This is a genomic window from Oribacterium sp. WCC10, from assembly GCF_900113415.1.
Taxonomy (GTDB): Bacteria; Bacillota; Clostridia; order Lachnospirales; family Lachnospiraceae; genus Oribacterium.
This window is the reverse complement of record NZ_FOPH01000001.1, coordinates 190,247-207,336: the sequence shown is the minus strand read 5'-3', so window position 1 is coordinate 207,336 and position 17,090 is coordinate 190,247. Positions and strand designations below refer to the sequence as shown.

General features: G+C 42.5%; 12 protein-coding genes. All 12 read right to left on the bottom strand.

Annotation, left to right across the window (positions count from 1 at the left end; all coding sequences use genetic code 11):
- Positions 1 to 198: 198 nt before the first annotated feature.
- The 12 genes from miaB to BM294_RS00680 all read right to left on the bottom strand — a co-directional run bounded on the left by miaB (position 199) and on the right by BM294_RS00680 (position 16,944).
- Positions 199 to 1,653 (bottom strand): tRNA (N6-isopentenyl adenosine(37)-C2)-methylthiotransferase MiaB, encoded by a 1,455-nt coding sequence (gene miaB, locus BM294_RS00735; protein WP_091203960.1) that lies wholly within the window; start codon positions 1,651 to 1,653, stop codon positions 199 to 201.
- Between the two features lie 147 nt (positions 1,654 to 1,800).
- Complete coding sequence (locus tag BM294_RS00730; RefSeq protein ID WP_091203959.1) at positions 1,801 to 3,087, bottom strand: glutamate-5-semialdehyde dehydrogenase; 1,287 nt, start codon at positions 3,085 to 3,087, stop codon at positions 1,801 to 1,803.
- Between the two features lie 97 nt (positions 3,088 to 3,184).
- Positions 3,185 to 3,499 (bottom strand): DUF896 domain-containing protein, encoded by a 315-nt coding sequence (locus BM294_RS16425; RefSeq protein ID WP_175494388.1) that lies wholly within the window; start codon positions 3,497 to 3,499, stop codon positions 3,185 to 3,187.
- Positions 3,500 to 3,665: 166 nt separating this feature from the next.
- Positions 3,666 to 4,535 carry a glutamate 5-kinase gene (proB, locus tag BM294_RS00720; RefSeq protein WP_091203958.1) on the bottom strand — a complete coding sequence of 290 codons (870 nt, stop codon included), beginning with the start codon at positions 4,533 to 4,535 and terminating at the stop codon, positions 3,666 to 3,668.
- Between the two features lie 202 nt (positions 4,536 to 4,737).
- Positions 4,738 to 6,381 carry an NAD(P)/FAD-dependent oxidoreductase gene (locus BM294_RS00715; RefSeq protein WP_091203957.1) on the bottom strand — a complete coding sequence of 548 codons (1,644 nt, stop codon included), beginning with the start codon at positions 6,379 to 6,381 and terminating at the stop codon, positions 4,738 to 4,740.
- Between the two features lie 97 nt (positions 6,382 to 6,478).
- Positions 6,479 to 7,237 (bottom strand): class B sortase, encoded by a 759-nt coding sequence (srtB, locus tag BM294_RS00710; RefSeq protein WP_091203956.1) that lies wholly within the window; start codon positions 7,235 to 7,237, stop codon positions 6,479 to 6,481.
- A 274-nt stretch (positions 7,238 to 7,511) separates the two neighbouring features.
- A complete protein-coding gene (locus tag BM294_RS00705; protein WP_091203955.1) occupies positions 7,512 to 8,339 on the bottom strand; it encodes a hypothetical protein in 828 nt (275 codons plus the stop codon).
- Positions 8,340 to 8,353: 14 nt separating this feature from the next.
- Positions 8,354 to 9,103: a class B sortase gene (srtB, locus tag BM294_RS00700; protein WP_091203954.1), complete on the bottom strand. Its 750-nt coding sequence runs from the start codon at positions 9,101 to 9,103 to the stop codon at positions 8,354 to 8,356.
- Between the two features lie 195 nt (positions 9,104 to 9,298).
- Positions 9,299 to 10,582, bottom strand: coding sequence for a DUF7601 domain-containing protein (locus BM294_RS00695; RefSeq protein WP_091203953.1), 1,284 nt, complete (start codon positions 10,580 to 10,582; stop codon positions 9,299 to 9,301).
- Positions 10,583 to 10,768: 186 nt separating this feature from the next.
- On the bottom strand, positions 10,769 to 11,365 hold the full coding sequence (lepB, locus tag BM294_RS00690) for a signal peptidase I (RefSeq protein ID WP_242944370.1): 597 nt from the start codon (positions 11,363 to 11,365) through the stop codon (positions 10,769 to 10,771).
- Entirely contained in the window at positions 11,365 to 11,601 is a 237-nt protein-coding gene (locus BM294_RS00685) for a hypothetical protein (protein ID WP_091203952.1), read from the bottom strand. Before BM294_RS00685 ends, lepB begins: the two co-directional genes overlap by 1 nt.
- Positions 11,602 to 11,625: 24 nt before the next feature.
- The gene (locus BM294_RS00680) at positions 11,626 to 16,944 is read right to left on the bottom strand and encodes a vWA domain-containing protein (RefSeq protein ID WP_091203951.1); all 5,319 of its coding nucleotides are present in this window, start codon (positions 16,942 to 16,944) and stop codon (positions 11,626 to 11,628) included.
- Between the last annotated feature and the right edge of the window lie 146 nt (positions 16,945 to 17,090).

Genomic DNA, 17,090 nt, shown 5'->3' with positions numbered 1-17,090 from the left:
ATGCAATGAGGATATTTCAATATAGAGAAAATGCCATTAGATGGCGCTAAAGCGCCGGGCATTTTCGTTTGATTTCGGCTAACGCCGAAACCAGCCTCGCCACTTGTGGCAAGTTCCTGGCAGGAACTTGTCATATAGCGCCAGCCCATTGCGTAGTTTTTTTTTTTGGTTGTCGTTCTCTCCGCCTGGGGGGCATCCTCATTGCTCATGCAATGAGGATATTTCACCAAAATAATAAAATCCTTTGCTCTCTGTCAGTTTCACCATCTGCATGGTTCCGATGAGGCTCTTGTCCCCCGGGAAGTGTACAAGCACGCTGTTGGAAAGTCGTCCTGTCACATAGCCTTCCTGATTCTTGTTCTCATCCTCTACGAGAACCTCCATAACCTTACCGAGATCTCTTGTCTCATTTTCAGCAGAGCTGTCCTGAACCACCTTGAGAAGTCTGTCAAAACGCTCCTTAACAACGTCCTCCGGGACCTGATCCTCAAACTTTGCAGCAGGTGTGCCGGTACGCTTACTGTAGATAAATGTATATGCAGCGTCGTACTTGCACTCCTTAACAACCTCGATGGTATCCTGGAAATCCTCCTCAGTCTCTCCCGGGAAACCTACGATGATATCTGTGGTAAGTGTTGCCTCAGGAAGAGCAGTTCTTATCTTTCTCACTAGCTCAAGATAACTATCCTTTGTGTAATGTCTGTTCATACGTTTAAGTATAGCACTTGATCCTGACTGAAGAGGCAGGTGAATGTGTCTCTCTATGATAGGATGAGTTCTCATTACCTCGATGAGTTCATCCGAAAAATCCTTAGGATTTGAAGTCATGTAACGAAGTCTCTTAAGACCCGGAAGCTCCGCAACAGCCTTTAAAAGTTCAGGGAATGTGGTTGAACCCGGGATGTCGTTGCCATAGGAATTGACATTCTGTCCAAGGAGCATGATCTCAAGGCAGCCGTCAGCGATAAGCTTCTCACACTCTCTCAGAATATCGGTAGCATTACGTGACTTCTCACGGCCTCTTACATAAGGTACGATACAGTATGTACAGAAATTGTTGCAACCGTAGCTGATATTTACAGAACCCTTGAACCTGAACTTTCTGTCTGACGGAAGGTCCTCAACGATCATCTTTGTATCGTCGATGACTTCTACAGTACGCTTTCCTGTAACCAGTGACTTATACAGAAGTTCTGCCAGTTTGTATACATTGTGAGTACCGAATACAAGCTTTACATAAGGATAATGCTTACATATTCCTTCAACCTCATCTTTTTCCTGCATCATGCAGCCTGTGATACCGATGATCATGCCATCACGCTTCTCATACTGGTGCTTGAGTCTTCCCACACGGCCGTAAAGCTTCTGATTGGCATTCTCTCTTACTGTACAGGTTGTGAAAAGTACGATATCTGCATCCCAGTCATCCTCTGTAGCTGTATAGCCGCACTTCTCAAGGATTCCCAGAAGCTTCTCGCCGTCCTTGGCTGACATCTGACATCCCATAACCTCAACCATGCAGTGTGCCTTATAGCCTTCCTGCTTCTTTATCTCAACAAGCTCACGTACTCTGTCCATGAAGTAGTACTGTCTTGCCGGCTCCTCCTCGGGCGCCTGTTCGATGATTTCCTTGTAATCAATAATGTATTCCATAAAACCTCATTGTTAATCCCAGGGGATTAATAATCCTCTGGGATACTAAAAAAAATATAAACTTATTAAAACACTAACGCCCAATGACTCATCATGTATTTTGTGCCATTCATACGATACTTATATCCGTCAACCGGAGGAATCCTCTCATCTGGTCTGTCCGTTTCCGTATATCTTGTACTTATATGTCGTAAGTTCCCTAAGTCCCATAGGACCTCTTGCATGAAGCTTTGAGGTAGAAATGCCTATCTCCGCTCCAAATCCGAAACATCCTCCGTCTGTAAAACGGGTGGATGCATTCCAGTAAACGCAGGCGCTGTCTATGCCGTTCAGAAACTTCTCTGCTTTTGCGGCATCTTCCGTGATGATAGCCTCACTGTGATGCGTGCTGTTCAAATTGATATGCTCTATAGCTTCATCTGTACTGTCAACCGTCTTGACAGAAATCTTGTAGTCAAGATACTCTGTGGCAAAGTCCTCTTCCGTTGCTTTATTGACAAGCTCCATACGAAGACCTGCCCCTTCAGTCCCGGAAGCCTTCTTTAACACCTCAAAGGATGCTTCATCCGCGTAGGTGATAACATCTTTTTCCTGAAGCTTCTTTACAACAGGAACAAGTTTCTCAAGAGCATCTCTGTCGATCACCAGCGACTCGCACGCATTACAGACACCTATTCTTTGGGTTTTGGCATTATATACGATAGGAACCGCCTTGTCGATATCTCCGGTCTTTTCTATATATATATGACAATTGCCTGCGCCGGTCTCAATGACAGGAACAGATGCATTCTTCACAACTGCCTGAATGAGGCGCTGTGATCCGCGGGGAATGAGAACATCAACGTAGTCATTCATCTGCATGAAACGATTTGTGGTTTCGTGATCAGTAGCCTCTATAAGCATGAGTCCGTCCGGATCAACTCCGCCTGACGCCATTGCACTTCTTATAACCTCTGTTATGGCAATGTTGGAATGAATGGCATCTGAACCACCCTTAAGGATAACGGCATTTGATGTTTTAAAGCAGAGTGACCATGCATCGCTTGTGACATTGGGACGGGCTTCATAGATGATGCCTATAACCCCGATGGGGGCTGAAGTTTTCAAAAGCCTGAGACCGTTAGGACGTTCAATGGTTTCAAGTACTTCCCCCACAGGATCGGGAAGCGCCGCAATATCCCGGAGAGCCTGAGCCATATCCTGCAAACGTTCTTTCGTAAGACGAAGGCGATCCTTGAGACCATCGCTCATGCCCGATTTCACGGCATTATCAAGGTCTTTTGCATTACCTTCCAGTATCTTCTGCACATTCTCATCTATAAGAAGCGCATCTGCTGCACTCAAAAGTACCGCATTCTTCTCATCTGAAGAAAGCGCAGCAAGTTTGCGTGATGCCGATTTAGCTCTCTGCCCGATTAACAAAAGATCAGTCATAGAAACCTCCCTTGTTGAAATTTCGTTCACAAATGACATAAGTGTCAAAAGTGTTTGTCACTCACTGATGATGCACAACTCGCATACATTCGTATGCTCAGATGTGAAGATGACTGGAAACCTCGGGATTTGCCGCGCTGACTTCTATAACGCTTCGCTCCTCGTTAGTAAGCTCGGCATCCGTCTTCTCCATGGCCTTCTTAGCCTTAGCCTTGGCATCGCCGGACTCTGCACCGGTTTCACTCGCATTCTTTATATCCTTTAAGTAAACACCAAGGTTTGCCTTAACGGAATCGATATATGCTCTTCTGAGCCTGGCCTGCTCGTTCTTTTCCTCAGCGGTAAGTCCGCCACCTTCCTTTGACTTATGATAAAGCTCGTTGATTCTTGCTATTTCTTTCTCTGTAATCATTTATATCCTCTGTTTCATAAAGACTTACACGGGAATGCTGACAAAACACCTATCCCACATTGCCGGTTTACCGGAAGATTGGTTTATCACATCCGAAAACCTGAGTCTTTGAATTATAATCAAAAATTCTTCATCCGTATACGGATGCTTCTGTATTTTTAAAGATTCACTTTTCTGTTCTGGAAATGTATTCCTTCAGATCAAAGTCCTTATTCTTGTGCGCGGCGAAAAGAGTGCCAATGTTTTTGCCCTCCAGAATATCACTGATGACCTCAGCTCCCGTAAACCTTGCAATGACCATATCCGCCCCTGAATCCGTTGAGATCCGGGCTGCCGCAAGCTTTGCTGACATTCCACCGGTACCGACATTGGAACCGCTCTTTGATTTACCCATCTCCAGAATCGTTTCATTGATTTCAGGAATAAACGGGATGAACTCAGCCTCCGGATTCTCATGCGGGTCATCGGTGAAAAGCCCGTCGATATCCGACAGAAGTATAACGAGATCAGCATTGACTACGGCTCCTACTATGGCCGCCAGCTGGTCGTTGTCTCCGAAGGTCTCCACCTGATTGATCTCAGATGTAGAGATAGTGTCATTTTCATTAACAACAGGAACTGTTCCAAGATTCAGAAGTTCCTCGAAGGTATTCTTTGTATTGTTGCATGACTCCGGAATCAGCATAACATTCCTCGTAAGGAGAATCTGGGCCGCAATGACACCGTACTCCGAGAAAAGTTTCTGGTAGGTCATCATAAGACGTGCCTGTCCGACAGCGGCAAATGCCTGCTTTTCCTCCATGGTGCGGGGACGCCTGTGTATGCCGAGAGCCTGTCTGCCTGTTGCGATGGCACCGGATGAAACAAGGATCACATCCTTGCCTTCACCGTTCAGATCCGATATGACTCTCACAAGCTTCTCTATCTTGGAAAGATACAAACCGCCTGTTTTTGCGTGAGTAATACTCGCAGAACCAACCTTGATAACGATACGTTTCTTATCTTTAAGTAAAGCGCGCATTTCTTCGTTTGTCATATGGACCTCCATTCATATGCATGACACAGACTTTTAAGCCTCACGCATGACTTTGCATTTCATGCTCACGTCATGCTACAGAAATCTCGAATCCGCACTGCCGCGCTACTTCTCGATTCCTGTTGTCGTGTCATATATCAATTCGCTTATGTTTACAAGCAAACAAAACGAACTGATGCATGACACAGACTTATGCAGAAGTTTACAATGAATTATAATGTTTTACAAGCGCCTCGGCGGTTTTCATTCCGTCCATGGCAGCGCTCATGATTCCGCCGGCGTAACCTGCGCCTTCGCCACATGGGTAGATTCCCGGGATATTGGACTCAAATTTCTCGTTTCTCGGTATCCTTACAGGACTTGAAGTTCTCGCCTCTATACCGGAAAGGATGGTATCTTCTCCGGAAAAACCTCGTAGTTTATGTTCAAAGTTCTCCATGCCCTCAATAAATGTCTCATTGAAATCATTGAGTGAGGCATACTTTGAATCTTCCTCAAATTTAAATATGTCATTAAGCTTTGAAAATCCGTACTGTCCCTTTATCTGGGGTTTCACTTTTCCAAGACTTTCTTCTGTACTTGACACATCCTTCTTGAAATCGCCATAGGTCTGAACCGGCACCTTTCCATCGAGAAGTCTGTAGGCTCTCTCCTCAAGTTCTCTCTGCAATCTGATTCCGCCGAGAGGTTCCTGCTCACCGTTATAATCCGATTTACGGACTGAAACAATGATGGCTGCATTGGCATTGACACCGTCTCTTGCGTGGTAGCTCATACCGTTTACGCAAAGTTTTCCATCCTCGGATGAGCTGTTCACCACATAACCGCCCGGGCACATGCAAAAGCTGTATACACCGCGGCCGTTCTCAGCAGAAGTATGAGTTACCTTGTAGGCTCCCGGTCCCAGGGCAGCCAATGTCTTCTCATCTACATCTCCATAGAGATCCTTGTTTATCATGGACTGAAGGTGCTGAACACGGAACCCCATGGCAAAGTCCTTGGCCTGCATACCGAGTCCTGCTTCAAACAGTTCCTCATAGGTATCCCTTGCGGAATGACCGATGGCAAGGATTATCTTTCTGTCTTTATCTCTTTCCTTATCATAGGTAAACTTTGTGTTGAATCGGATCTCGCCGCCAAGCGCCTCTATCTCACGACGAATATTCTTAACTATATCCACCAGTCTGTCTGTTCCAACATGTGGTTTTGCATCTATTATTATAGAAGAATCTGCTCCGTAACCCACGAAAAGATTGAGGATAAAGCGGCTTCTTCCGTCCTTATCCTTCACAAGCGTATTTATCTTTCCGTCAGAGAAGGTGCCTGCTCCCCCTTCGCCAAACTGAGGGTTTGACTCACTGTGAAGCTCACCCTTTTCCCACAGATCCTGAACATTTCGGATTCTCTCATCAACATCCGCACCACGCTCAAACACAACAGGATGCATCCCGGCACGTGCAAGGATAAGTGCCGCAAACATCCCTGCAGGTCCGAAACCCACAACCACAGGTCTGTTCTTCTCATCTTTAAAGAACTCCCGTCTCTCAACGCCTGCTATTCTAGCATTAAGCTTCGGCTCCTGATACTCGGTCATTTCATCTATGCTGATATCTCTGTTTCTCAGCTTCTCCACCAGCTTCTGCTCTTTCTTTTCGTCAAATGCTGTCTTTATCAGAACTGTGTAGCTAAAGGAGATGTCCGGCTTTTTTCGGGCATCGATGGAACGTCTCACAACCTCCAGATTCTTTATCTCTTTTTCATCTATCTTTAAAAGTCTGGCAGCAGCGGCTTTAAGCTTCGCCACGGGGTCAGTGACTTTAAGTTTCAACTGGTTTATCTTGATCATGTTTTTTCCTTTGAATATGTTATTGATAACGTACAATTCGGTTTATTGTAACATATCATAGAGGGTATGAGTATATGGGGGAATAAAAAAGAATAGTTCATTTTGTAGCGCAATCCACGAGTCTGCCGATCACCAGCGCGCGTCCATTGGTACTTGCATCGACACAGGTCGAGAGCGCGATGAGTCTGTCTGTTGGCCTGATATCCATATCTTCGCGGATATTTGTCGCATTCTTCTTAATATAGCTTATGAACTGTTTCATATCCTCTTCGGATTTTTTATTAATGACATTGTACATAACATCATCGTATGCATCAGTCTCAACGCAGGCCCAAAGTTCGATTCCGTAGGTCATGTCCGGAAGATACAGACTTCCGGTCTTATGACGGTCAAAATATTTCCTGTCGATAAACTCCATTACGTCACCAAACATTGCGCCATTATCCATATGATGTCCGTACACAAGATTATATGGATCGCTGAAATCCCGACTGTTCTCCATTGTGAGGAAAATCGAACCGGACAGCGAAAAGTTTCCGTAAATGTCTTTGTTGACATACTCCATATCATCCTTGCCGACCACCACCGGGTAGTCAACGTGAGTATCATCCAAAGCTATCCATCCGATGACATCCTTGTTGATCTGCATCAGTTCTTCCAGTGTCGGATTCTCCTCTCCGGGTCCGCCATACGGCTTGTACTTCAAGAGATCATCATCAAGAAAAGCACCTCTGTAAATGTTGTAGGTATCCCAAAGCGCATAACCGCTGTAACTGATGGCAACCACCACGAACAACATCACAAAAATGTTTAATATTCTGTTTCCTACTCTTGCCACAAAAGATATTTTCTCCAAAACATCACTCCAAATTCCGTCTGTTTTACAAATACCCGGACAACTTCTGCCCGGGTAGTATTATCCTGGATGCATCACTAAATGCCGCAATTCATAAATACACGGCCCTTCCGATGTGATGCAATAAACCAGTTGATTCCGGTCTAAGCTTTCACTCAGGAACACTCCCGAACCAAATCACCAGACCCCTTATTTCACTAAAGGGGCATCGACATCCTTTTTCGAATGACAACGCCCCTACATATTATAAATATATTATGATCCGCACTTCCAATCACTTCGTTCTTCTCTTCACAAACGCCATGATCCAACCGGCAAAAACTGCCACTGCTGTGATACAGCAAAGAGCCGAAACCATCATGAAGCTGTTGTCACCTGTCTTAACCGCACCTCTTGCTGCTCCGAGAACACGACCTACAGGACTGTTCTCTACTGCATCACGGGCTGCACCAAGAACCTGACCGGCAGGGCTTTCATCAAAAGCATCTCTTACAGCTCCGAGAACGCTTCCGTCTGAAGAAGAGTCACTTGAACCGTTTCCGCTCCCACTGCCTGAGCTTCCGCCACTTGAACCACTTGAACTACCGCCACCGTTACTTGAAGTCTTATCAGAATCAGTGTTTTTATATACATTTACGAATTCGGCAGCTTCCTGCTTCTTCGTTGTATCATCATCCTTATATACCTTGACAACCGAAGCCTTTAATCCCTTGTTGTCATAATCATTCTCTACAAAAACCACAGCTGTGTATACTGTCTCATCATAGATATACGCATCTGTCTCACCTGCAACCTGTCTGATCTCATACTTGAAACTTACAGGCTCTGTAAATGTCTTTGTAAATGCCGCCTCAACTGTCTCGCCTTTTTTAGCGTCTACTGTTAATGTATTCTGGTCGAAATCATCCGCTCCGTCAATCGGTGTCAGAGTAACCGTCACCTTTTCAGAAGAAGCCTTCTCTCCGTCAAGTGTGATCCTTACAGGAATCTTTACATCCGCTTCATACTTTCCTGTCGCTGCAAATGCAGAAACATTAAGAAATAAAGCAAACAGCAGCATCAGGAATGCTCCCATATAGTTTTTTCTCAATACTCTACTCATCCTTTACGAGCCTCCTAATCAGTTTGCTCAGTTGATATCATGCGGCCCAAAACAACTGCTCGTCCGTTAGTTTGAGCATCAACACATGTCGATAAGCTGATGATCCTGTCATCCGCTTTTACATCAATATCTCTATAGTGTGTAGCATTTTCCCTGATATAGGTCTGAAATCCATCCATATCGTTCATGGCATCAACGACATTGTAAATATATCTGTCGTATGCATCACATTCAATCAATGCATAAATCTCTATATCAAATGTCTCATCAGGCAGAAAAAGCTTACCCGTCCGGTGTTTGTTGAAGTAATCTTCATCTATGAACTCCATGACGTCACCGAACATACCGCCATTGTCCATGTGATGTCCGTACAAAAGATTGTAGGAATCACTGAAATCCTGTTTGTTGTGAGCCGATATAAATATAGCCCCGGAAAGTGAGAACTCTCCGTATACATCCTTGTTGACATACTCCATATCATCGCTGCCCTGTACTACAGGATAGTCGATATGAGTATCATCTACCGTTATCCAGGCTTTAACGTCCCTGTTGATCTTTCTTAATTCCTCAAATGTCGGAGCATTATTACCCTGAACCCCGGGTTTAAACTTAAGAAGGTCACTTGATACGAAAGCACCGCTAAATGTTGAGTATACATCCCACAGAGAATATCCGCCGTAGGCAAACATCGTAAGGATCATAATTGAAGCTATGAATCCAAGTATCTGATTGCCGATTCTGGCAAATGCTGCAGCTCTTTCCATCAGGCCTCCCCTTTACATATTTACAATTCAGAAAATCTTATGACTTGAATGCCACTGGTATTGTCGCTCACCGATCAATGCCAATACCCACATCCATGTGCAATTGCTGATTCTTTTAATCAGTGAAGTGTTCACCTTTGGGAACACCTCACCGTATCTTTCAAATCAATTTTCTTTAAAAAACTTAATTATGTATCAGTCCTCGAAAGACTCTCTCTTACGAAGGAATGTTGCTGCTGCGCCACCTGCAAGAGCTACCATAAGAGCGTATGGAGCGATATCCATAGCAACACCTGTAGGAGTTACGTTCTCACGATTGTTTGTGATTGTATATTTAGCACCGTCACTTACTACATTAAATGGGGTTGCATCCTGATAATCATTGACAATGTCAAGTGCTTTTGTTGTATTCTGGGCTTTATCGCCTGTGCCATTATCTGTGATTTCATAAGTTGATTTATAACCATCCTTGCGTGCCTCAGGCTCAGCTATATAAACATCATAATCTTCTGTAATACCATGAATCACAAAAGACTCTCCACTTGATAACTGTATCTGTCTACCATTATTAGAATTTATTGGATCCGCAAGTTCTTTTCCGTTTAAATCAGTAATGGCAAAATACTGCTCCTCAGAAGCAGCAACACCTTTTGTTAAATTCTTCTTTGGCTTAACTGCAATATTAACAGCAAACTTCTTCTCCTGATTACCGGCATTACCTGTTACCTTATTTGTAACAGTAAGATCATGTGTTGTATCATAGCTCTTACCAAAGTCATTTGTGATTTCAGTAATTTTAGTACCATCTGCCTTAGCAATTATTACATTTTTATCTATCTTAAGAACTGCTTTCTTCTTATTTGTCACAGGATCAGTAACATATACGTATGATCCATCTTCATTCTGCTCATTTATAACACTCACATACATATAGTATGTAGTATCATCATACTTGATACCTGTGTACTTACTGTCAGTCTCTGTAACTTTGAATGAATAAACACCTGTTGCATCGAAAATATCCTGTGGAATAGATACCTTAAACTCAGATGTATATTCACCTTCACTATTAGGCTCTATCTTTGTAGCGGTAACATTACCTTCTTCATCTTTTTCATCAGTAAATGGTGCGAACTTTGCACCTGTAACTGTTATTTTTTCTGCCTGACCGGCTGTACCCTTTGTCACAGAATACTTCTCACCTTCAAGTGCCTTAAGCTCACCATTTACTACTTTTTTAAACTGTACAGAACTAGCATCTTCTTTTTTACGATCATCAGCTTCAACAGTAAGCATAAATTCTGTCTCAGGTGCATATGTCTTTTTATCTGTTGTTAATTTCTTTCCGATAGTAAGTTCTTTAACACTAGATGCTGCTGCAGTCTCAACCTCATCATCAGCGAAAGCTGAAAAACTCATGGATGCTGCAAGCATACCTGTCATAACAAGTGTTGCGAGTTTGTTTACATTCTTTCTCATAACTACTAACCCTCTTTTACTAATTAATATCCTATGGTTTCTTTTTATCCAAATAAGTACTGCAATATATAACCCCAGCGCATCAGATGTCTATACATCCTTACAAGTACGCCTATAAGATGTATAGGCGCCTGATACGGTCTTACATATTCCATACTTGTTTGTTCGTGTTTTCCGGATAAGTCCTCACAGATTTGATCGCCTGATGATGGTGATAACCTTACCCTTGATTTCTGATTTCTTCACTGCTCCGAAGTAACGGCTGTCTTTAGCTCCGTTTCTGTAATCGCAAAGGATGAAATATTCATCATTTGCGAGTGTCAGCGGATACTCCACATAGTCATCATACTTAGGTGTAGCGTAGAAAATGTCACTCTCAATCATCGTGCTGTCGTTGATCTTAAGTGCTGAATCATCAGTGACTTCAACCTTATCTCCTCCCTTAGCCACGATTCTTCCGGTATAGGTCTTTCCTTCCTTTTGAAAAACCACAACATCATCGGAATTGATACGTGTCTCAAGTCGGTAATAAAGCATCAGATCACCTGCGCTGATTCTTGGTTTCATGTCGTCATTAGCCATAGGCTGCAGTCCGAAGATAACGAAAAACATGATATATATCATGACAATCATCACTAGAAGTCTCGAGATAAATGACTTGATATCTTCAATCTGACTCAGTCTCTTTCTTCTGCTTCTTATCGCCTTGTCGACAACAGAACCTTTGGCCAATGCCTTCTTTTCGGGAGAACTGTTTCCATGAGCATCGTTTTTAGCACTCATCATCGTCCTCCACCTTCCATATTCAGTTTTTCTTTCAATGTTTTTATCTCGAGATCACGCTCCTCGAGGAGTGTCCGGTATCTGGTTTCCTGAGCATCGAATACTGATTTGTATTCATTGTTCAGGTCCTCGATTTTCTTCCAGACACTCTGCTCATCCACCCCTCCGAAAAGGGATTTCCGGAACCTCATCTCTTTGATAAACTCTGCAATATCTTCGAATGATTTTGATGCCATTTCTTTTGCCTTTATAACTACTTATCAGTCCCAATACAAACGACGTCTCTGACGACCATATGCAAGGAATGCCAAAGCTCCAAAACCTGCAAGTGCAAGGGCTATGAACGGGTATGGACTATCCGAAAATCCTGTCGGTGTAACTACCCCCTTCTTATTTACATAATCAACAAGGTTAACCTCACTAAGCTTAAGTACATCTGTAACTGCACCCTTCTTCTCAGTGGTCTTATTCTTTTTCCATGCTGATTCTGTGTCATAATCTTCATAACCTGTTCCGGTCTTTACCTCAACGACCTTGTAGATTGCATCTGCCGGCAAAGTGATGGTTAAAGAAGCTTTATCATTGATTGTTTCCGGTGTAACAGTGAACAGATATGCGCCCTTATAATCGCCATCTGTCTGTTTCTCCATTCCCTTATCATTGTTAAGACTCAGTATGTAATCCTGCTTTTCGGAAGAATCTCCACGAACTGCTGTCTTTGTCACATCCTTGTATGTTTTAAGCTTTGTTCCGGCTTCATCTTCATAGAGGTAAATTGCAAATGTAGTTGCCTGAGCATTAGACATATTTCCGGTGAAGGTATTGGAAACGGTAAGTTCATCAAACGCCAATTTGTTTGTTGCTGTAATCTTTCCGGATTCCGACTTCGCCCTGACCTTCTCTGTATTTCCATCCCGATACTTTTCAAGTTCAACCATAAGTTCCATTTTTGTGATTATTCCATCACTGATTGAAACATTATAAAGCACTCCATCTACATACATAGGATGATAAACCTTATCTTCAAGCTGGAAATGCTTGTTACCGCTCTTCTCATCGAACTTATAATAATGGCCTTCATCAAGTACGTAATACTTCTTAACCGTTCCGTTATCGTTAAAAGTAACAGGCGTGTTTCCCGGAGATTTAAATAAATCATCTCCAGCCTTATCAGGCACTGATACAAGAATTCCCGGAGCGACAGCCTTTCTTTCATTATGTTTCCAGATTATCTGATTGTTCTGTTTGTCTTCTGTTGCGGTAAAGCTATTGTTCTCAGAATTTTCAGGATCTGTAACAAATGTAATTCCTGATATATAAGGTTCAGGAGTGTTTTCCTCATCCTTAAAACTATCCTTGTACAAATCAAGAGAAATTAAATTGTCCTTATTAACAAAACTCTTCTGAGCTTCATCTGTTATATTGTTAAGCTGCCAAATCTTCTCAACACCAAGATCAGTTACGGAAATATTGATCGGATCTGGATTAGATAATTCAAAATCAGGTTTTTTAATCGGAGCATTGTTTTCACCGGTCACCTCATTTAGCACAGAATACTTAACATATGCCTGAGTGTTTGTGGTCCAACCCTCGTCGATTGTCTTCTGATCCTGTGCCGAAATCTCTTTTCCATTTGAACTGTCCGCAACAGCATCGAATATGCCCTGATCCGGCCATACAATAAAACTTGCCGAATATGTTACACCATCCAATAACTTATGGTTTGCACCACCCACCTGCCAATCAACAGTAGGTGTACCCTCAACTTCACCAAATTTTGCAGCATTAGCCTTAACAGTTTTTAGTTCATCATCAAGTTCTTTTGAAAGTTTCTCTGCCTCTGCCTTTGTGATTCCAAGCTTTTCCTTAAGACTCTTCGATGATGAATCTATCTTTTCTCCATTCTTGGTCATGTAGACATCGTATTTTAATCCCGATGTGATTATTCCATTATCCGACGTTTTAATACTTGTAGCTGTATGGCTTGTGATTCCGTCAGTTATTCCAACATTTGTGTATGATATGTTCTGGGTTATCTCATTACAAATCTTGTCAAATGCAGCATTTAATTTAGTCTGGTCCCAAGCATCGAAATAATTGTTTGTCTTATCTGCATCATTATCAAACAAAGATTTCATATGGTTTTCTGCTTCAGTTTTACTAAATGCGTTTACTACATAGAGTTTTTTGTTTGCATTTCTGATTGACTTTGCGGCTGTTTGCGCAGCAGTCAAACAAATATCACTAGGATCTTCGTCACCTAAACCATATACACGGTACTTTCCATAATGATCTAAAATACCAGGTTGTGTAAAGTCACTGTTTAGATACTTTACATCACTCGTATCCCCGTTAGCGTTTATCCTGAAAGTCGGTGCCCCATCTGATACAAAAATTATGTATACAGGGTAGCCATTCTTAAAATCATATTTGTTTGCTTCCAGCAGTGCGGCTTCCCAGTTTGTTCCGCCTCCTGCTTTCTGCTTATTTACTTGTTTCTCAAAAGCAGCTAACGATGTATATGATTTACTTGATATGTCTTTTACAGCGCTGGAAAAAGTGATAAGTCCGATTTGAACATTATCCTTTACTTTTTCATTATTTTTTAACAGTTTTTCAGCAAGATTGTTTATGGCGGTCTTAGCAATTGTCAATCTGCCATTACTATTTTCATCCATACTTCCGGACACATCTAAAACCACAAGTACATTAGCTTTTCCTGAATTTAAGTCTTTAGATTCTGATTTTCCCTCAACACTGAGTGTCAATGTGTAAGTGCCGTCATTATTCTTATTTGCCTCCAACTTCTTCTCTGCCACAGGTTTACCAAACTTATTCGGATCAAGACGTCCGCCCTCCGGATACTCTGTCTTTTTATATATCAGGAAAATATCTGTATTATAATCAACAGCTGCAACTCTTTTTCCATTCTCATTATAAAAATCAACTTTGTGACCAAAGATACCCATGTCTCTCGCGCTAACTGTCGCAACAACATCACCGGTCGCACTACCAAGTCTGGCCTCCTTATACTCATAGTCTGTCACTCCGCCTTGTACTCTTGATAGTACAACATCTCCATCTCCAAGATCCTTAAAGGGAACGTTTTTAACGGCTGTAAGTTCCTGTCCGTTCTCCTTAACATAATGCACGGTGATATTATATGTATCAGTCGCCAAAAGTAACCACCATGTCCAGGTTATAGTGAATGTAGAGAAGCTCTCAACTTCAAACTCTGCGATTGCACTTGTAACTTCTACTGCGCTGCTTTCTTCGTCATCCTCAGATGTCTCCGGGTTCACCTTAAGATCAGCCTCTGAAATCTGCTCGTCGTTTTCATCGAGAACCTTGACATCCTCAGTTGCAGCTACCTTTTCAGTTTTCAATGTGCTGTCTGTCTCTTTCAAGTGATGAACCTCAAGTGAAGATGCATCTATCTTCTTGAGAAGGTCTTCATCGTTAAGAGTGATTCTTACCTTCACAGGCTCGGAAGGTTCTACTTCCTTGCCCCAGAAATCTGTGAAATTGATATCAAGTGACTGTGAGTTGTCATAGATATCATTTTTCTTAAGCTCTGCTACTTCTTCATCAGAAAGGACATCTTTTGAATCTCCCTTTTCCTCCGGCTTGTAAAGCTTTTTAGCATTGAGGGTTGGAGTGCTCTTTCCGAAAGCATTCTTTGGTGCAAATACTTCTACGGTGTATCCGTCGACCTCAGTCTCGTAATGAACCTTTCCAAGTTCATTGATGGAGTACTGAGCTATCTTTGCAACCTTGATGCATTCCATGGCTGCTTCTTTATTTTCTTCAACAGCCTTCTTCACTTCAGCGATGAGTTCCTTTGCAAAGTCATCGTATTCTGAATCGATTTCAGATGCAGAAGCAACCTTGGGCCTCTTGTCTGTATTCTTTACATGAGCCTCTGTTTCCTTTGTTGCTGTGGTCTCAGTCACAGAAGTTTCGGCGACAGTTGTTTCAGCCATTGCGCTTTCTGCAACAGTTGTTTCTACGGCAGTAGTCTCTTCAACTACTGCTTTTGTTTCTTCAGAAGTGATCTCTTCAACTGCTTCTGTTTCAGCTGCTAATGTTGTCTCCTGAACAGCTTCAGCAACCGCTTCTGTTTCTTTCTCTTCTACATAAGCTGCCGTTTCCTCTTCAGGAACATACTCACGATTCTCGTCTGATTCATCATCTGCAAATGCTACTATTTTTCCGAAAAACTTGTCTGCAACATCATGAATAGCTGCTGCGATCTTCTCAGGAATGGTTTCCTTTGTTTCAGACTTATCGGTCTTTTCCTGAACTTCCTGTTTCTCTGTCTCAGCCTCAGTCTCTTCGATAACCACTACAGACTGCTCATCGTCACCACCGAAGGCCTCTGTTGCCATAACTTCACTTGCTTGAGAGTCAGACCCATCTATAAAAATCTTCTCATTAGAAGCTTCTGTAGTCCCGGTTCCTGTCTCAGATGAGATCTCTGTTTCATTGGCACCTGTATCAGGCTCCTCAGTTTCTGCAGTCTTTGTTTCAGTCACATTTGCATCTGACTCTACAGTTTCTGTAGTCTCTGTTTCAGTAACCTTTGTATCTGACACTACGGTTTCCACAGCTTCTTCAACAACTTTTGTCTTTGACTCTACAGCCTTTCGAGTTGTCTCTACTGTAACTGCTGTATCTTCCGATGCCTTTATTTCTGTCTTGTCAGTCTTCTTTACGGTAGACGCAGTAGCCCTGGAATCAGTCTTCTTGATGCCAGCCTCATCAAGGATCTTCTTGAGAGCAGCTTTTCTACCGCCAACCTCAACCTTATCATACGTGACGCCATCAACATTCAAAGTAAACTTAACAGTTCCTTCAGATTCATTGACAAACATGAATGTAATCTTTTCGTTGCCTGTAAGTTCATAGTCCAAGTTGTCGACTGCAACCTGCTCAGGATCAACGTAAACTGCATCTTCTCCACCGTTTACCAGAGTGTCTACATCTGATGAAGGCTCGTAAAGAATGATGTCCTTGTCCGTACCATAGCGGAACTCAACATCCTTTGATGCGGTTTCTGCATCTTCTGTTACTGCTGTTTCATCTGTCGCTTCAGTAACTTCAGTTCCTGTTATTTCTTCTGTTGTTAAATCATTGAAATCATCTTTGAGATCAACTTTCGCTTTCTTCGCGTCCTTCTGAACGAATATGCGGAGTTCCGCATCAGCCTCACCGGAAAGAGTATCCTTGACAGAATCAGGAACTTCTACTACATAAAGTCCCGGATTCTCGTTGAAGAATGCTTCATATTCTCTAATGGCCTTTTCACTGTCCGAGGTTGCACCCAGGTAATCCTGTGCATCGAAGAGACGATTCTCACGGATAGCTGTAAGAGCCGCTTCCTTCAAATCCTCGCTTAAAAGGTCAAGTACAATTTTCTTAGTAAAAATTCCGGAAACGGAAGCACTAGACTCTGTAACTTCCTCTGAATTCTTCGCGAAGGCCGGTATCTGTACCGCTGATACGACAAGGCTCGCAGTGAGCAGAGTCGCCAATCCCTTCTTGAACTTTCCCCTGATAGAATTTTTCTTTTTTTTCATAACTACACCCTAATATTAGCACTTAAAAATTTAGTACCTAATGCCGAAAAACAGCGGCTTTCTTAATATATCAGAACGATAGTTAGACTTTCACTTAAATTATGGATCAAATTTATAATTTGGTAATTAAATGTTAATACTTATTA

Bases quoted from the DNA above. Each gene is read 5' to 3' on its own strand.
- BM294_RS00705 (WP_091203955.1), bottom strand. From the start codon at position 8,339: ATGAGTAGAGTATTGAGAAAAAACTATATGGGAGCATTCCTGATGCTG.
- BM294_RS00680 (WP_091203951.1), bottom strand. From the start codon at position 16,944: ATGAAAAAAAAGAAAAATTCTATCAGGGGAAAGTTCAAGAAGGGATTG.
- BM294_RS16425 (WP_175494388.1), bottom strand. From the start codon at position 3,499: ATGATTACAGAGAAAGAAATAGCAAGAATCAACGAGCTTTATCATAAG.
- srtB (WP_091203954.1), bottom strand. From the start codon at position 9,103: ATGGAAAGAGCTGCAGCATTTGCCAGAATCGGCAATCAGATACTTGGA.
- lepB (WP_242944370.1), bottom strand. From the start codon at position 11,365: ATGAGTGCTAAAAACGATGCTCATGGAAACAGTTCTCCCGAAAAGAAG.
- proB (WP_091203958.1), bottom strand. From the start codon at position 4,535: ATGACAAACGAAGAAATGCGCGCTTTACTTAAAGATAAGAAACGTATC.
- miaB (WP_091203960.1), bottom strand. From the start codon at position 1,653: ATGGAATACATTATTGATTACAAGGAAATCATCGAACAGGCGCCCGAG.
- BM294_RS00715 (WP_091203957.1), bottom strand. From the start codon at position 6,381: ATGATCAAGATAAACCAGTTGAAACTTAAAGTCACTGACCCCGTGGCG.
- BM294_RS00685 (WP_091203952.1), bottom strand. From the start codon at position 11,601: ATGGCATCAAAATCATTCGAAGATATTGCAGAGTTTATCAAAGAGATG.
- BM294_RS00730 (WP_091203959.1), bottom strand. From the start codon at position 3,087: ATGACTGATCTTTTGTTAATCGGGCAGAGAGCTAAATCGGCATCACGC.
- BM294_RS00695 (WP_091203953.1), bottom strand. From the start codon at position 10,582: ATGAGAAAGAATGTAAACAAACTCGCAACACTTGTTATGACAGGTATG.